The organism is Pedococcus sp. P2_E5, from assembly GCF_056403895.1.
Genome location: NZ_JBFUEP010000013.1, coordinates 15,034 through 29,944, shown reverse-complemented (window position 1 = coordinate 29,944; position 14,911 = coordinate 15,034). Strand labels below are relative to the sequence as shown.

Annotated in this window: 13 protein-coding genes; 8 read left to right on the top strand and 5 right to left on the bottom strand. The window is 70.7% G+C overall.

Features of this window, described 5'->3' with window-relative positions:
- Window positions 1–4: 4 nt before the first annotated feature.
- A complete protein-coding gene (locus tag AC1DVZ_RS06065) occupies window positions 5–1,327 on the top strand; it encodes an HNH endonuclease signature motif containing protein (protein ID WP_477617280.1) in 1,323 nt (440 codons plus the stop codon).
- Window positions 1,328–1,398: 71 nt separating this feature from the next.
- Here the strand turns inward: AC1DVZ_RS06065 and AC1DVZ_RS06060 are convergent, their stop codons facing one another.
- The 4 genes from AC1DVZ_RS06060 to AC1DVZ_RS06045 all read right to left on the bottom strand — a co-directional run bounded on the left by AC1DVZ_RS06060 (window position 1,399) and on the right by AC1DVZ_RS06045 (window position 6,478).
- Window positions 1,399–1,569, bottom strand: a complete 171-nt coding sequence (locus AC1DVZ_RS06060; RefSeq protein WP_477617279.1) for a hypothetical protein — start codon at window positions 1,567–1,569, stop codon at window positions 1,399–1,401.
- A gap of 120 nt (window positions 1,570–1,689) precedes the next feature.
- Window positions 1,690–3,579 (bottom strand): thioredoxin-like domain-containing protein, encoded by a 1,890-nt coding sequence (locus AC1DVZ_RS06055; protein ID WP_477617278.1) that lies wholly within the window; start codon window positions 3,577–3,579, stop codon window positions 1,690–1,692.
- Complete coding sequence (locus AC1DVZ_RS06050; protein ID WP_477617320.1) at window positions 3,576–4,421, bottom strand: carbon-nitrogen family hydrolase; 846 nt, start codon at window positions 4,419–4,421, stop codon at window positions 3,576–3,578. Before AC1DVZ_RS06050 ends, AC1DVZ_RS06055 begins: the two co-directional genes overlap by 4 nt.
- A 17-nt stretch (window positions 4,422–4,438) precedes the next feature.
- Window positions 4,439–6,478: a bifunctional copper resistance protein CopD/cytochrome c oxidase assembly protein gene (locus AC1DVZ_RS06045; RefSeq protein ID WP_477617277.1), complete on the bottom strand. Its 2,040-nt coding sequence runs from the start codon at window positions 6,476–6,478 to the stop codon at window positions 4,439–4,441.
- 26 nt (window positions 6,479–6,504) lie between these two features.
- On the opposite strand from AC1DVZ_RS06045, the gene AC1DVZ_RS06040 reads away from it, so the two are divergent.
- The 7 genes from AC1DVZ_RS06040 to AC1DVZ_RS06010 all read left to right on the top strand — a co-directional run bounded on the left by AC1DVZ_RS06040 (window position 6,505) and on the right by AC1DVZ_RS06010 (window position 13,289).
- Window positions 6,505–7,359, top strand: a complete 855-nt coding sequence (locus AC1DVZ_RS06040; RefSeq protein ID WP_477617276.1) for a maleylpyruvate isomerase family mycothiol-dependent enzyme — start codon at window positions 6,505–6,507, stop codon at window positions 7,357–7,359.
- 115 nt (window positions 7,360–7,474) lie between these two features.
- Window positions 7,475–8,032 carry a MarR family winged helix-turn-helix transcriptional regulator gene (locus AC1DVZ_RS06035; protein ID WP_477617275.1) on the top strand — a complete coding sequence of 186 codons (558 nt, stop codon included), beginning with the start codon at window positions 7,475–7,477 and terminating at the stop codon, window positions 8,030–8,032.
- Between the two features lies 1 nt (window position 8,033).
- The gene (locus AC1DVZ_RS06030) at window positions 8,034–9,734 is read left to right on the top strand and encodes an MDR family MFS transporter (protein WP_477617274.1); all 1,701 of its coding nucleotides are present in this window, start codon (window positions 8,034–8,036) and stop codon (window positions 9,732–9,734) included.
- A 90-nt stretch (window positions 9,735–9,824) separates the two neighbouring features.
- Complete coding sequence (locus tag AC1DVZ_RS06025) at window positions 9,825–10,778, top strand: ABC transporter ATP-binding protein (protein ID WP_477617273.1); 954 nt, start codon at window positions 9,825–9,827, stop codon at window positions 10,776–10,778.
- Entirely contained in the window at window positions 10,771–11,667 is an 897-nt protein-coding gene (locus tag AC1DVZ_RS06020; protein ID WP_477617272.1) for an ABC transporter permease, read from the top strand. Before AC1DVZ_RS06025 ends, AC1DVZ_RS06020 begins: the two co-directional genes overlap by 8 nt.
- Window positions 11,664–12,578, top strand: a complete 915-nt coding sequence (locus tag AC1DVZ_RS06015; RefSeq protein WP_477617271.1) for an ABC transporter ATP-binding protein — start codon at window positions 11,664–11,666, stop codon at window positions 12,576–12,578. The genes AC1DVZ_RS06020 and AC1DVZ_RS06015 overlap by 4 nt, the downstream gene beginning before the upstream one ends.
- Window positions 12,579–12,581: 3 nt before the next feature.
- Window positions 12,582–13,289: an ABC transporter permease subunit gene (locus tag AC1DVZ_RS06010; RefSeq protein WP_477617270.1), complete on the top strand. Its 708-nt coding sequence runs from the start codon at window positions 12,582–12,584 to the stop codon at window positions 13,287–13,289.
- A gap of 98 nt (window positions 13,290–13,387) precedes the next feature.
- Here AC1DVZ_RS06010 and AC1DVZ_RS06005 read toward each other — a convergent pair whose 3' ends face one another.
- On the bottom strand, window positions 13,388–14,899 hold the full coding sequence (locus AC1DVZ_RS06005) for a dihydrolipoamide acetyltransferase family protein (RefSeq protein WP_477617269.1): 1,512 nt from the start codon (window positions 14,897–14,899) through the stop codon (window positions 13,388–13,390).
- Between the last annotated feature and the right edge of the window lie 12 nt (window positions 14,900–14,911).

Here is a 14,911-nt window from a genome sequence, read left to right as displayed (position 1 = left end):
CTATATGTCCGCAGCAGTCACCCTCCGCACCGTCCCACTCGGGACGGTCGAGGCGCTGCGCCAGATCGACGAGCTGTTGGATCAGGTGCACACCGGCGACGTGATCGGCGGCGCTTCCGCGGCGGCCGCGCTGGGCGAGGTGGACCGGGTGATCACCCGGTTGCAGGCAGTGCGGCTGTCGCTGGTCGCCGAGGCAGACCGGTCCGAGGTGGCCTCCGACTCCGGAATGACCGACACCTCCGCGTGGTTGGCGGTCAGCACGCGACGCGAGGGAGGTCAGGCGGCCCGTGACGTGCGGCTCGCGACGGCACTCGACAACGACCTTGCCGCCACCCGTGAGGCGTTGGCCGCGGGAGACGTCTCCACCGAGCATGCCCACGTGATCGCAACAGCCACCGCACAGCTCCCTGGCGGCGTGAGTCCGCAGGAGCGGGCCACGATCGAGGCAGATCTCGTGCGACGAGCCAAGCTGGTCGACCCCGGCACCCTGCGCAAGGAGGGCCGGAGGATCCTGTCGGTCGCGCAGCGTTCTCAAGTGGAGGTCGACGCCCACGAGGACCGGGTGCTGCGCACCGAGGAAGACGCGGCGCTGGCCAAGGCGCGACTGACGTGGCACCACAACGGCGACGGCACGACGACCGGCCACTTCACGCTGCCCACTCTCGCCGCGTCGATCCTTGCCAAGACCGTGCAGCAGATCGCGTCCCCGCGTCGGTTCGCCCAGCAGGCCGCCAAAGCGGCCAAGGCGGCGGGCGCCACCACGGCTGAGGACGTCGCGGCAGCCACCTGGGACGCTTTCCAGACGGGGGGTGACTGGGCGCACCGCTACGGCACGGCGTTCGTCGAGCTGCTCGAGCACCTCCCCACCGACACGCTCAGCGGCAAGGTCGCAGCCACGGTGGTGGTCACCATCGACCACGACAAGCTCAAGGCGGCGGTCGGGGCGGCGCACCTCGACACGGGGCAGGATGTCTCAGCCGGAGAGGCCCGGCGACTGGCCTGCAATGCCGGCATCATCCCGGCGGTCCTGGGTGGTCGGTCGGTGCCGCTCGACCTCGGTCGCCAGGAGCGGTTCTTCACCGAGGCCCAGCGGGTCGCCCTCGCCACGACGTACGACAGCTGCGCGGCGCAGGGCTGTGATCGGCCCTACGCCTGGTCCGAGCTCCATCATGAGGATCCGTGGGCGAGCGGTGGTCGGACGGATCTGGCGCTGGCAGTTCCGGTCTGCGGACACCACCATCGCAGGATCCACGACCCGCGCTACTCACAACAGATCGACACCGACGACCGGGGGAAGAAGTGCGTCACCTTCGCCCTACGGACATGAAGCCGAGGTGGGGTCAGGTGACGATGATCCGGGTGGATCCAGCGTGGGCGAGCCCGTCGAGAGGCTCGGCCTCAGCTGCCGAAGCCGCCGGAGTTGCCCCCGCCTGCGCCGGGGATCTTGAACGACTCGGGCGGGCGTCCCGCATCCCCGCGGTCGTCTTGTCCGTCGAACGTCGCGCCACGGCGCTGCAGCACCCAGGCGAGGACCCCGATCACGACAACCACTGCCAGCAGCCACCACATGTCGCCCACCCCTTCGCAGCGGCCCGCACGGAGCGGGCCGGTGGCCCGAGCGTAGGCCGTGGAGCAGGATTTCGGGGGCCAACCAAGGGATGCGAGGCCGGACGTCTGGGCGCCGTGGCGTCAGACGCCGCGCAGGTCCAGGGTCAGTTCGGTGGTGGCGCCTTCGACCAGCACCACGGGGAGGCCCCAGTCCTGTTGGTAGAGGTGGCAGGCGGCGTGTTCGGGCACCTCACCGGTCTCGGGGTCGCCGTCGCACGATGCCGCCTGGACCGAGACGTGCAGCACTCCGTCGCCGGCCGCGGGGTCGAGGGTCAGCGTCCGCGTCAGGCCTTCGGAGCTGCCGGCCCCCTCGCGGAGCAGGCCGTCGGGAGTCGACGACACCATCAGCCGGGTCGGATCGCCCCACCGGAAGTCGAGCTTCTGCCCGGTGGGCGGGGTGAAGTTCACCGTCAGGGTCACCGGGCCCGGCGCGACCTCGGTGCGGGGGCGCTGGGTCTGGTGCGCGAGGCCGTCCACGCGCTGGGCCTTGTCAGGCAGCGGGATCCGCACGAGCTGGTGGGCCGCCGACTCGACGACGACCAGACGCGCGCGAGACTGATCGTGCAGCTCGACCACGGCGTCGGAGGGCTCGCGCAGGCCGGTCGCCAGGGTGCTGACTTCGCGGGCTGCCGGGTCGAACCGGCGGATCGCACCGTTGTAGGTGTCGCTGATGGCCACAGAGCCGTCCGGCAGCACCGTGACCCCGAGCGGGTGCTGGAGCAGCGCCTGGTCGGCGGGCCCGTCGCGGTGGCCGAAGTCGAACAGGCCCTGACCGACGTGGGTCGTGACGACGAACCCTTCGTCGGTGACGTCGAGGGATCGCAGCGCGGAGGTCTCGGAGTCGGCGACCCACAGACGAGAGCCGTCCTCCGACACTGCGAGCCCGGACGGCTGGGCGAACCACGCCTCGTCGGCCGCGCCGTCGCGGATCCCTTCCGCGGAGGTCCCCCCGAGCACGGCGACCGTGTTGTCGGCCGGGTCGGTGGCCAGGTGCAACGCCCACAGCTGGTGGGTGCCCGCCATCGCGATGACGACCCGGCCGATGAACCAGGCCAGGTCCCACGGCGTCGAGAGATCCTGCTTGAGGGCCGGGCCGCTGCCGGACCGTTCGCGCAGCTGGCGGCCCGTCCCGGCCAGCACCGTCCACGCGCCGTCGGCGAGCCGCAGGCCCAGGATCCGGTGGTTGACCGAGTCCGCGACGACCACGTCGTACCCGACCCGAGCCGCCGTGTCCGCCGGAAGGACGAGCAGCCCCTGCGGCTCGTTCAGCACGCGCGGTTCGGCCAGTGCGCGCGGTTCGGTCAGTGCGCTACTCGTTCTACCGAAACGTCGGCGCTCGGTCTCCAGGTCGGACTCGAGCCACACGACCTCGTGGTGCGCCGTGTCGGAGACGAGGAACGAGCCGTCCGGCAGGACTGCTGTCTTGCCGGGGAACCGGAGCGCGGTCTCGGCAGGCGCCGGCGCGGAATACGGCGATTCGCCCAGGCGCAGGGTGCCTCGGGCACCGTGCTCGGCGATCAGCTCCTCGACGAGGACGGACAGGCCGTGGCCGTGCCCTTCGCCCGACATCGAGGCGACGATGTAGCCCTCGGGGTCGATGACGACCAGGGTTGGCCACGCGCGGGCGGTGTAGGCCTGCCAGGTCACGAGGTCGGGATCGTCGAGGACCGGGTGGTGCACGGCGTACCGCTCGACCGCCGCGGCGAGGGCATCAGGGTCGGCTTCGTGCTCGAACTTCGGGGAGTGAACCCCAATGAGGACAAGGGAATCCGCGTACTTCTCCTCCAGCGGGCGGAGCTCGTCGAGGACGTGCAGGCAGTTGACGCAGCAGAACGTCCAGAAGTCGAGCACCACGATCCGGCCGCGCAGGTCGGCCAACGCCACCGGCTCGCCGCCGGTGTTCAGCCACCCGCGTCCGACCAGTTCGGGCGCGCGCAGCCGGGCCCCTCGTGTCACAGCAGCTCGGGTCACAGGGAATCCTTCAGCCGCCGGTCGCGCAGGACGGGGAACTGCTCGCGCCAGGTGGTCACCGCATCCAGGTCCACCTCGACGCTGAGCACCTCCTCGCCGCTGCCGGCCATGGCGAGGGCTTCGCCGGTCGCCGAGATGACCTGCGAGTGGCCGCCCATCGGGGTGCCCGCGTGGGTTCCGGCGGTGTTGCAGGCGATGACGACGCACTGGTTCTCGATGGCGCGTGCGTGGGCCAGCAGGGTCCAGTGCCGCACGCGCGCCGCGGGCCATGCTGCCGGGATGACGAAGACCGTGGCGCCCGCGTCGAGCTGGCGCCGGTAGAGCTCGGGGAACCGCAGGTCGTAACAGGTCGAGAGCCCGGCCCGGTGGGTGGCGGGCGCCTCTGCCTCGCCATCGCCGGATCGTTCGCCAGGCAGGTCGACCAGCACGATCTCTTCGCCCGCGTCCATCAGCTTCGGCTCGCCCGAGCCGAAGCCGAACCGATGGATCTTGCGGTATGCCGCGACGAGACTTCCGTCCGCGGCGTAGACCAGCGAGGTGTTCCAGAGCCCATGGCCGTCCGAGCCGACCTCTCCCGACTCAGGGCGCTCGACGATGGATCCGGCGTGCAGCATGACCCCGGCGTCACGGGCCGCCGCCGACATCGCGGCACCGATCGGACCGTCGACGGGCTGGGCGCGCGCATCCCACTCGCGGTAGGAGAACCCGCCCGGCGCCCAGAGCTCGGGCAGGACGACGAGGTCGTGTCCGGCCTGCGCGCGCACGAGGTCCGCGACGCGCGTGATGCGCTCCGACATGGGTTCGTCATCGCCGTACGCCACTTGGACCACGGCAACTCGCAGCACCGCATCCCGCACGCTCACTGGCGCCCCTCGTCTCGTCGCTGGTCGTTGCGTCGTTGATCTTCTCTTCGTTTCAGCTCTTGCAAGTGTGCGTTGTAGGCGGCCAGCTCCGCATCCCCGTCGCGGTCGGCCTGGCGGTCCTTGCGCTTGGTCTCGGCGCGGTCGCTGCGGACCCACGCCATCGCGACGAGCAGGGTGAGGATGACAGTCGGGGCCTCGCCGATGCCCCAGGCGATGGCGCCCGCCTCGCGCTGGTCGCCGAGCACGTCGGTCATCCAGGGCAGCTTGAGCACCTCGAAGAAGTCGGGGGCGAGCACCGTCGTGCTGCCGGTCATGACGACGCCGAAGAACGCGTGGAACGACATGGTCGCGAACAGCACGACGAGCAGCATGATCGGCGGCCACTTCCTGGGGCCGGGATCGATGCCGATGAGCACCCAGGCGAAGAGGTAGCCGGTGAGCAGGAAGTGCACCACCATCAGGACGTGCCCGGTGTGGGTGCGCAGGGCCAGCTCGAACAGCGGCGAGTAGTAGAAGATCGCGAGGCTGAAGAAGAACAGGGCCGCCGCCACGACCGGGTTGGCGACCACCTTCAGCAGTCGCGACTGCACCACCTGGRGGACGACCTCGCGGGGCCCCCACGTCTTGTCGGTGCGGGCCGGCAGGGCGCGCAGGGCGAGCAGGATCGGTGCTGCGGGCACGAGCAGCAGCGGTACGAGCATCGCGATGACCATGTGCATGACCATGTGCATGGAGAACAGCACGCGACCGTAGACGCCGGGCGCTCCAGAGGTCGCGTAGGCGAAGACCGCCCAGCCCAGCACCCAGACGATCGTCCGGTGGATCGGCCACGCATCGCCCCTGCGGCGCAGTCGCAGGACGCCCACGACGTACGTGCCCACGGCCAGGGCCGCGAGGCCCAGCCAGAGCCAGTCGGTCGTCCACGTCGTCAGCCACGAGGACCCGGCGAGCGGTCCCGGGTCGGGATATCCCGTCAGCGCGAACGTCCGTGAGGCGTCGGCGACCGGCACGTCCGGCACCGGCGGAGCACTGCGCGACAAGGCGACCGCTGTTCCCAGGGCCACGCCCATGACGACGAGCTCGGCACCCACGAGACGGACGAAGGCCGTGGACTTGCCCCGCTCGAGGCCCGCCAGCAGCGAACGGCGGTGGCGCCACCCGGCATACCCGAGCAGGAGGAGGGCCACGGTCTTGACGATGAGCAGCACGCCGTAACGGGTGCCGAGGTCGCTCCACGACCCCACCCGGACCAGCGCGCTCTGCAGGCCCGAGAGGGCCACTGCCGTGAAGCACCAGCCGGCCAGCGTCGAGAAGCGCGCCGCCGTGGGCGGGAGGTCGGCACCCAGGAGCGGCCGCAGCAGCGCGAGCGCGAGCAGTCCGCCGACCCAGACGGTGACCGCGACGAGGTGGACGGCGAGCGCGTTGACGGCCGTGCTGTGGTCGGTCGCCCCGGCCGCGTGGCCCGCGAGCGCGAGGGGCAGCAGGCCGAGCACGGAGATCAGCGAGAGCCACGCCATCGCGGCCCGGCTGGTGACGACGAGGGCGACGACGGAGACGAACGCCGCGACGCAGGCCGTGATGAGCGTGACCCTGATCGGCTCGATCCGCCAGGCGAAGGTCGTGAACTGCTGCCCGAACGACGGGTCGGAGAGGGGGACCCCGATCAGGTCGGCCATCCCGAGCACGGCGCCCGCGGCGCCGGCGAGCGCCCACAGCCCGGCGGCGATCCCGGCGAGCCTGGTGGCGGTCAGCCGACGGTTCGTGCGCGTCGTCTCCGGCACGAGGTATGCCGCGTGGAGGAGCAGCCCCACGGTCACCGCGGCGGCGAGGTCGTGGACCACCCGGGCGTAGAGGACGCCCCACCGGACGAAGCCCCCGGGATCGCCGACGACGGGGGCCGTCGCGGCCTCGCCGATGACGGCGGCCAGCGGCAGCGCCACGAGGGCCGCGAACACGAGCGCCAGGAGCGGGAGCCGCCCCACTGGTGCCGGTGGGGCCAGTGGGGCCGTCACGGTCCTGGCGACGGGAGAGGTCATGGCGACAGCCTAAGTATGGTGGAGTCATGTCCTTGCACCCGGCAGCACCCGAAGACCTGGCCGGACTCGTCACGGCCTACCAACAGACGACGCAGGCCGTCATCGACCTGGGACGGTCCTGCTCGGATGCCGACTTCGACCTGCCGACCGCCTGCCCCGGCTGGACGGTCAAGGACCAGATCTCGCACGTCGTCGGGCTGGAGTCGTGGCTGCACACCGGCGACGTGCCGCGCGTCGACCTGCCCGACTACGACCACGTGCGCCATGAAGCCGGCAAGTTCATCGAGCGGTCGGTGGAGCTGCGGCGCTCGATGCTGGGCGCCAAGGTCGTCAACGAGCTGGAAACCATTGCGGCGCAACGCGTGGAGCAGTTCAGCGCGCCGGACATGACTCTCGAGACCATCGTGCGGGGCGCCTGGGGGCCGGCGCCCGCGGGCGAGAACCTGCGCACCCGGATCCTCGACATCTGGACCCACGAGCAGGACATCCGCCAGGCCCTGCGGCGGCCCGGCAACCTCGACTCCGGGGGCGCCACCGTGTTCATGGAGCTCCTCTTCGCCTCGCTGCCCAAGCTGGTGGCGCGCACCGCCGGCATCGAGCCCGGCAACGTCGTCATCATCGACAGCACGGGTCCGGTGGCCGGCCGCGCAGGCGTGTGGGTGGAGGCCAGCGACGACGGCAAGCCGCGCGGCATACCCCTGTTCTCGGGCATCGCCCACGACGGGGACCCCGAAGACGTGTTCACGACGATCACCCTCTCGACGGACGCCCTCACCCGCCGGGCTGCGGGCCGCGGCGGGCTCGAGGACATCCACTTCACCGTGCAGGGCGACGAGGACGTCGCCCGCCGCGTGCTGGAGAACCTCGTCCTGGTGCCCTGAGACTCCTTCGCTGAACGATCGTTGCTGAGCGTTTCGTTGCTTGCACCACACAACCATCTCGTGATACTTGTATGTCGCAAGCAACTGTTTAGATCACCCACGTCCTAGGTCGCCCATGTCCACGCACCACCTCGACCGGCAGACGGCTGAGCGCGTCAGCGTCGGCCTGATCCGGCTGATGAAGCTCCTGCAGGCCCTGCGCCAGCACGCGCCGCGCATCCACCCCGCGGTGGACGCCACCGCCTACCCGATCCTGTTCAACCTGGCCGCCGAGCCGCGTCGGGTCTCGGCGCTCGCGGAGTGCGTCCACTCCGACGTCTCTACCGTGAGCCGGCAGGTGAGCACCCTCGAGGCCCACGGCCTCGTCGACAAGGTCAGCGACCCCGACGACGGCCGCGCCCAGGTCGTCCGCCTCAGCGACGAGGGTCAGGCCCTCCTCGCGGGCATCCAGCAGCAGCGGACCGAATGGTTCGGCGAGCTGATGGCCGACTGGACCGCCGAGGAGGCCAGCGACTTCGCGGGGCACCTGGAACGGTTCGGCGCCGACCTCGAAGGCTTCCGCGAGCAGCTGACCGCCCGCCGCCCCACGGCCTCCCCGGCTCCACCGAGGCCCACACCTTCCAGCGCCACACCTTCCAGCCCCCTTCTTTCCACTCTTTCCACGGAGAACTGACATGGCAGCCGCCGCCCCCGCCCGTCCCGAGGGACCCCTCGCCCACAAGCAGATCGTCACGATCCTGATCGGTCTGATGATGGGGATGTTCCTCGCCGCACTCGACCAGACCATCGTGGCCACGGCCATCCGCACCATCGCCGACGACCTCAAGGGGCTCGACGAGCAGGCGTGGGCCACCACCGCCTACCTGATCACCTCGACCATCGTGACGCCGCTCTACGGAAAGCTCAGCGACATCTACGGTCGCAAGAAGTTCTTCTCGGCCGCGATCACGATCTTCGTCATCGGTTCGGTGCTCTGCACGCTGTCCGAGTCGATGCTGCAGCTGGCCTTCTACCGCGCCGTCCAGGGCCTCGGCGCCGGTGGCCTGTTCTCGCTGTCACTGGCCATCATCGGCGACATCGTGCCGCCGCGGGAGCGGGCCAAGTACCAGGGCTACTTCCTGGCGGTGTTCGCCACGTCGAGCGTGCTCGGGCCGGTCGTCGGCGGGTTCTTCGCCGGCCAGTCCAGCATCTTCGGCGTCGACGGCTGGCGCTGGGTCTTCCTCGTCAACGTGCCGATCGGCATCGCCGCACTGGTCGTCGTCTCCCGCACCCTGCACCTGCAGCACACCCGCCTCGACCACCGGATCGACTGGTGGGGCGCGGTGACGCTGAGCTTCGGGCTCGTGCCGCTGCTGCTCGTCGCCGAGCAGGGTCGCGACTGGGGCTGGGGCTCCGGGCGGTCGATCGCCTGCTACGTCGTCGGAGTGCTCGGGGTGATCGCCTTCCTGCTCGTCGAGCGCGCCATGAAGGACGAGGCCCTGCTGCCCCTCACGCTGTTCCAGGAGCGCACGGTCGCCGTGGCGTCGGGTGCCTCGGTGCTCATCGGCATGGCCATGTTCGGTGGCCTCGCCTCGCTGCCGCTCTACCTGCAGATCGTCAAGGGAGCCTCTCCCACCAAGGCCGGCCTGCTGCTGCTCCCGCTGACCCTCGGCATCATGTTCGGCTCGATCGTGTCGGGCCAGATCATCAGCCGCACCGGGCGCTACCGCAGGTTCCCCATCATCGGCTCTGCCCTGCTGGCCGTCTCGCTGTTCGTCTTCCACTACATCAAGGCGGACACGCCGCTGTGGCAGACGAGCATCGTCATGGTCTTCTTCGGGCTCGGGCTCGGCTTCAACTTCCAGCCGCTCACCCTGGCGGTCCAGAACGCCGTCTCGCCACGGCTGATCGGCGTCGCGACCGCGTCGGCGACCTTCACACGCCAGATCGGTGGCACCCTGGGTACCGCCGTGTTCCTGTCGATCCTGTTCTCCACGGTGCCCGACAACATCTCCTCGGCGCTCACCACCGCGTCCGGCACCAAGGAGTTCCAGGCCGCCGTGGCCGACCCGGCCAACGCCGAGTTCGCCAAGGGACTGCAGTCGGCGGCCGGTCAGGCCGGCGGGACGGCCGGGAGCGTGCTCAAGGACTCCTCGTTCCTCAACCACCTCGACCCGAGGCTGGCCAAGCCGTTCCTCCAGGGCTTCTCCGACTCGATGGACCTGGTGTTCCTCGTGGGTGCCGGGGTGATGGTGCTCGGCTTCCTCGTGATGCTGCTGCTCCCCCACGTCGAGCTTCGTGGCGGGTCGGCCTACTCCGAACGTGGCGCAGCCGACAAGACCGACGCCGATGCAGCCGCGGAGGCGGAGGCGGCAGCCGTGGCGCCGCCCGTCTGACCGGTTGGAGCAAGGGTTCACCCTGAACGGTCCCTGACCCGGCCCCCGAGGAGAGGACCCGCGCGGAGGAGCGCGGCTACATTGACTCGCGTGCAACCCGCGCAACCCGTCGTGCAGACCCAGGGGCTGACCAAGGACTACGGTCCGGTGCTGGCCCTGGACTCGCTGGACCTCGAGATCGGTCCGGGGATCACCGGTCTGGTCGGCGCCAACGGCGCAGGCAAGTCGACGTTGCTCAAGATCCTGCTCGGCCTGGTCCCCGCGACGGGGGGTCGTGCGCAGGTGCTGGGTCACGACATCGCCTCGGCCGGCCCCGCGATCCGCGCAGCGGTGGGCTACCTCCCCGAGCACGACTGCCTGCCGCCGGACGTGAGCGCCAGCGACTTCGTCGTCCACCTGGCGATGATGTCCGGACTTCCCCGGGTCGCGGCGCGCGAGCGGGCGGCCGAGGTGCTCCGCCACGTGGGGCTGGCCGAGGAGCGGTACCGACCGATGGGCGGCTACTCCACGGGCATGAAGCAGAAGGCCAAGCTCGCGCAGGCCCTGGCCCACGACCCTCGACTGGTGCTGCTCGACGAGCCGACCAACGGCCTCGACCCGGCCGCGCGCGAGGAGATGCTGGGCCTCGTCCAGCGGATCGGGCGGGAGTTCGGGATCGCGGTGATCGTGACCTCACACCTGCTCGGCGAGCTCGAGCGGGTGAGCGACCACGTGGTCGTCCTCGACGGCGGCCGGCTGCTGAGGGCCTCGCGCACCGACGAGTTCCTCGACGCCACGGGCGTCCTGCTCGTCGAGGTGCTCGGCGACGACGCACAGGTCCGCATGGCAGAAGCCCTCGGCCGGGCCGGGGTCACCACGGTCCCGCGCGGCGCCCTCCTGACCGTGGACGCCGCCGCCGGGCAGCACGACGTGCACGACCTGATCCGCGACACCGCGAGCGACCTGGGGCTGGGCCTGGTCCGGCTGCAGGTCGACCACCGCCGCATCGAGGACGTGTTCGTTCAAGAGCATGGCGCTGTTCAAGGGCAGGGCGCTGATGACTGATCCTTCTTCGGCGACCCCCGAGGGTGGCAGCGTCATCCACGACCTCGGCTACCGCCCCTATGTGGGCGTGCGGCTGGGAGCCGTGGCCATCGCTCGGGCACTGGTCATCACCGGCTTCCGGAACGCCTTCGGACTCGGCCGGTCCGGGAAGTCCAAGGTGCTGCCGTTCATCCTCCTCGCTCTCAACCTGCTGCCGGCTGTCATCGTCGGCGGGGTGATGGTGTTCGTCGGGCTGGACGAGCTCCCGATCGGCTACGCCCAGTACGCCTCCACCACCCAGGTGCTGCTCGGGATCTTCGTCGCGTCGCAGGCGCCGGTGCTCTTCTCACGGGACCTGCGCCACGGCACCATCTCGCTGTACCTCGCGCGACCCCTGCCGTCGAGCACCTATGCCATCGCCCGCTGGGCGTCGCTGCTCGGAGCAACCCTGGTGTTCCTGCTGCTCCCGATCCTGCTGCTGTATGCCGTGGCGCTGCTGGGCGAGCTGGACGTCACCGAACAGACCGGGGATGCCGCCGTCGCCGTCGGCCTCGCCCTGCTGCTCGCCCTGTCCCTCACCGGCCTGGCCGGACTCATCGCGTCCTGGTCGACCCGGCGTGGGTTTGCCGTCGTCGCCACCATCGCGCTGCTCCTCATCGGCAACGGCATCGTGTCCGCGATCCAGGGGATCTCGCACGAGGAGGGCCAGCCGCGCGTGGGAGAGGTCGCCGGGCTCTTCTCGCCCTACTCGCTCTACCGCGGACTGATGTCCGTCTGGACCGACAACGAGGCCCTCACCCCACCGACCGGCACCCCGATGCAGCTCGCCTACGTGGCCGTGTTCGTCGCCCTCTCCGCAGGGTGTCTCGGCGGCCTGGTCTGGCGCTACCGACGGGTGGCCACGGCATGAGCGTCATCACCATCGACCATGCATCGCGCTGGTACGGCAACGTGGTCGCCGTCAACGGCATCTCGATGACCGTCCGACCCGGCGTGACCGGCCTCCTGGGGCCCAACGGCGCCGGCAAGACCACCCTCATCGCGCTCATGTCGGGATTCCTCGCCCCGTCGGCGGGCACCGTCACGCTCGATGACGACCCGATCTGGCGCCACACAAACGCCTACCGCACGATCGGCCTGGTGCCCGAGCGGGAGCTCAGCTTCGGATACCTCACGGGTCGCCAGTTCGTCCTGGCCAACGCCGAGCTGCACGGGCTCGCCGACGCCGGCGCCGCGGCCGAGCGCGCGCTCGAGGTCGTCGAGATGACCGAACCGGCCGGCCGCCGGATCGGGACCTACTCCAAGGGCATGCGCCAACGCGTGAAACTCGCGTCCGCGCTGGTCCACGACCCGGCGGTGCTCCTGCTCGACGAACCGTTCAACGGCGTCGACCCCCGCCAGCGACTGCACCTCATGAGCCTGCTGCGCCGGATGGGCGCCGAGGGGCGCACCGTGCTCTTCAGCTCCCACATCCTCGAGGAGGTCGAGCAGGTGGCCAGGCAGATCGAGGTCGTGGTCTCCGGCCGGCATGCGGCCTCGGGAGACTTCGGGCAGATCCGGCGCCTGATGACCGACCGACCGGTGCAGTACGTCGTCGTCAGTGACGACGACCGGGGTCTCGCCGGCGCGCTGATCGCGGAGCCCTCGGTGGTGGCCGTCTCGCTGCGAAGGGCCGGCGGTGTCGACGTCTCGGTGTCCGACTTCGGCGCGTTCACGGTCCGGCTACCCCAGGTGGCCAGGCGGCACGCGATCCGGATCCTCGAGCTCACCCCGACCGACGAGTCGCTCGAGAGCGTCTTCGCCTACCTGGTGGGTGGCTGACCGATGAATCCCACCATCGTCAGGCTTTCGGCCCAGGCCCTGCTCGGGCGCAGGCGCGGCGTCGTCCTGGTGCTGATCCCCGCGGTGCTCCTGGTGCTGGCGGTCGTGGTCCAGGCCCTGACCGACGACGCGGTCGGCTACGAGGCCGTGGCCAACCTCGGCTTCACCCTCGCTCTGCCCCTCGTCGCCCTGCTCGCGGCGACCGCGGTCCTCGGTCCTGAGGTCGACGACGGGTCGATCGTGTACCTGCTCTCCAAACCGGTGAGCCGACACGTCATCGCCGCCAGCAAGTACGTCGTCGCCTGGGCGGCCACGATGGTGCTCGGCGCCCTCCCGCTCCTGGCCGCGGGACTGGTCCTGGACGCGTCGGACCCCCGCCAGGCGATGGCCTGGGGAGTCGGCGGCGCGGTGGCCGGCACGGCATACACCGCGCTCTTCCTCGGGCTCGCGGCCTTCACCAGGCACGCGGTGGTGATCGGGTTGCTGTTCGCCCTCCTCTGGGAGGGGGTGCTCGGCAACGTCCTCGACGGCATCCGGTGGGTGGCCATCGGCGCCTGGGGCCGTGAGGTCGCGACCGAGATCAGCTCTCAGGTGCCGGCCCCGGGCATCGGTGTCGGCTACGCCGTGGTCGCGGCGGCCCTCGTGAGTGCCGCGTCGCTGTGGTTCACCGGTGACCGGCTGCGGTCCTTCACCCTGCGCGGGGACGAGTAGGAGGCCCCTGCCGCGGCCCCCTGGCATCGTCAGGTGACGACGCTGTGCATTGCCCCACAGGGGGTGGGGCAATGCATAGCGTGCGCAAAAGGTCGGACTCAGCCCCAGACGAGGCCGCGGGCCGGGTCGGCGAGGATGGCGCCGACGTCGGCGATGAACTTGCTGCCGAGCTCGCCGTCCACGAGGCGGTGGTCGAACGACAGGGCCAGCTGGGTGACCCAGCGCGGCTCGATCGTCTCGGTTCCGTCCGCGGCTGTGACGACCCACGGCTGGCGACGGATCGCACCGAAGGCCATGATGGCCGACTCGCCCGGGTTGATGATCGGGGTGCCGGTGTCGACGCCGAAGACGCCGACGTTGGTGATCGTGATGGTGCCACCGGACATCTCGGCGGGCTGGGTGCGGCCCTCACGCGCCGTCGCCGTCAGCGCGCCGATGGCTTCGGCCAGCTGGCGCATCGACATCTGGTCGGCGTCCTTGATGTTCGGGACCATCAGGCCCCGCGGGGTGGCAGCGGCGATGCCGAGGTTGACGTAGTTCTTGACCACGATCTCCTGGGCGGCCTCGTCCCACGTCGCGTTGATCTCCGGGTGGCGACGGATCGCGACGGTCATCGCCTTGGCCAGCACCAGCAACGGCGTGACCTTGACGTCCTTGAACTCGCGGTCCTTCTTCAGCCGGTCGACGAGCTCCATGGTGGCCGTGGCGTCGATGGTCACCCACTCGGTCACGTGCGGCGCAGTGAACGCGCTGCCGACCATGGCCTGCGCGGTCATCTTGCGGACACCCTTGATCGGGATGCGCGTCTCGCGCTCCCCGCCGCGGGTGAAGACCGGAGCCACGTATGCCGCCTGGCTGGCAGCCTCGGCAGCCGCCGGTGACGCCGTGGCCGGCTGGGCCGCGTGGGCGTCGATGTCGGCGCGACTGATGATGCCGCCCTCACCGCTACCCGTAACCGTGGCGAGGTCGATGCCGAGGTCCTTGGCGTACTTGCGGACCGGCGGCTTGGCGAGCGCCCGTGCGCCACCCTCCCGAGCAACGGGTGCGGGTGCGGGTGCGGCCGGCAGGGTCGCGACGGGCGCCTCGGCCGGGCTCGTCTTGGCCTGCACGGCGGGGGCCACCGAGGCCTCGGCGCCCTTGCGGGGACGACGCTTGGCCTCGGTCTGCTTGACGCCGTAGCCGACGAGGACGGCGGTGCGACCGGTTGACGTGGTGCCGCCGATCTTGCCCTCCTCGATCTCCTCGTCGTCCGAAGCTGCTGCCGCAGCCGCCGCTGCCATCTTGGGAGCAGGCGAGCCCTCGATGCCGGGCTCGACGGCCCCGACCGCGGGCGCGTCCTGGACAGGAGCGGCGCCCTGTACCGGTCCACCGGCAGTGTCGACGGAGATGATCGGCGTGCCGACCTCGACCGTGTCGCCTTCGGAGACGTGCAGCGCGGTGACGGTGCCGGCGAACGGCACCGGCAGCTCGACGAGCGACTTGGCGGTCTCGATCTCGACGATGATGTCGTTGACCTTGACCGTGTCGCCGACCTTGACGTTCCAGGTGACGATCTCGGCCTCGGTCAGGCCCTCACCGGGGTCTGGAAGCTTGAACTCTTTGACTGCCATGCGTTTTCGCGC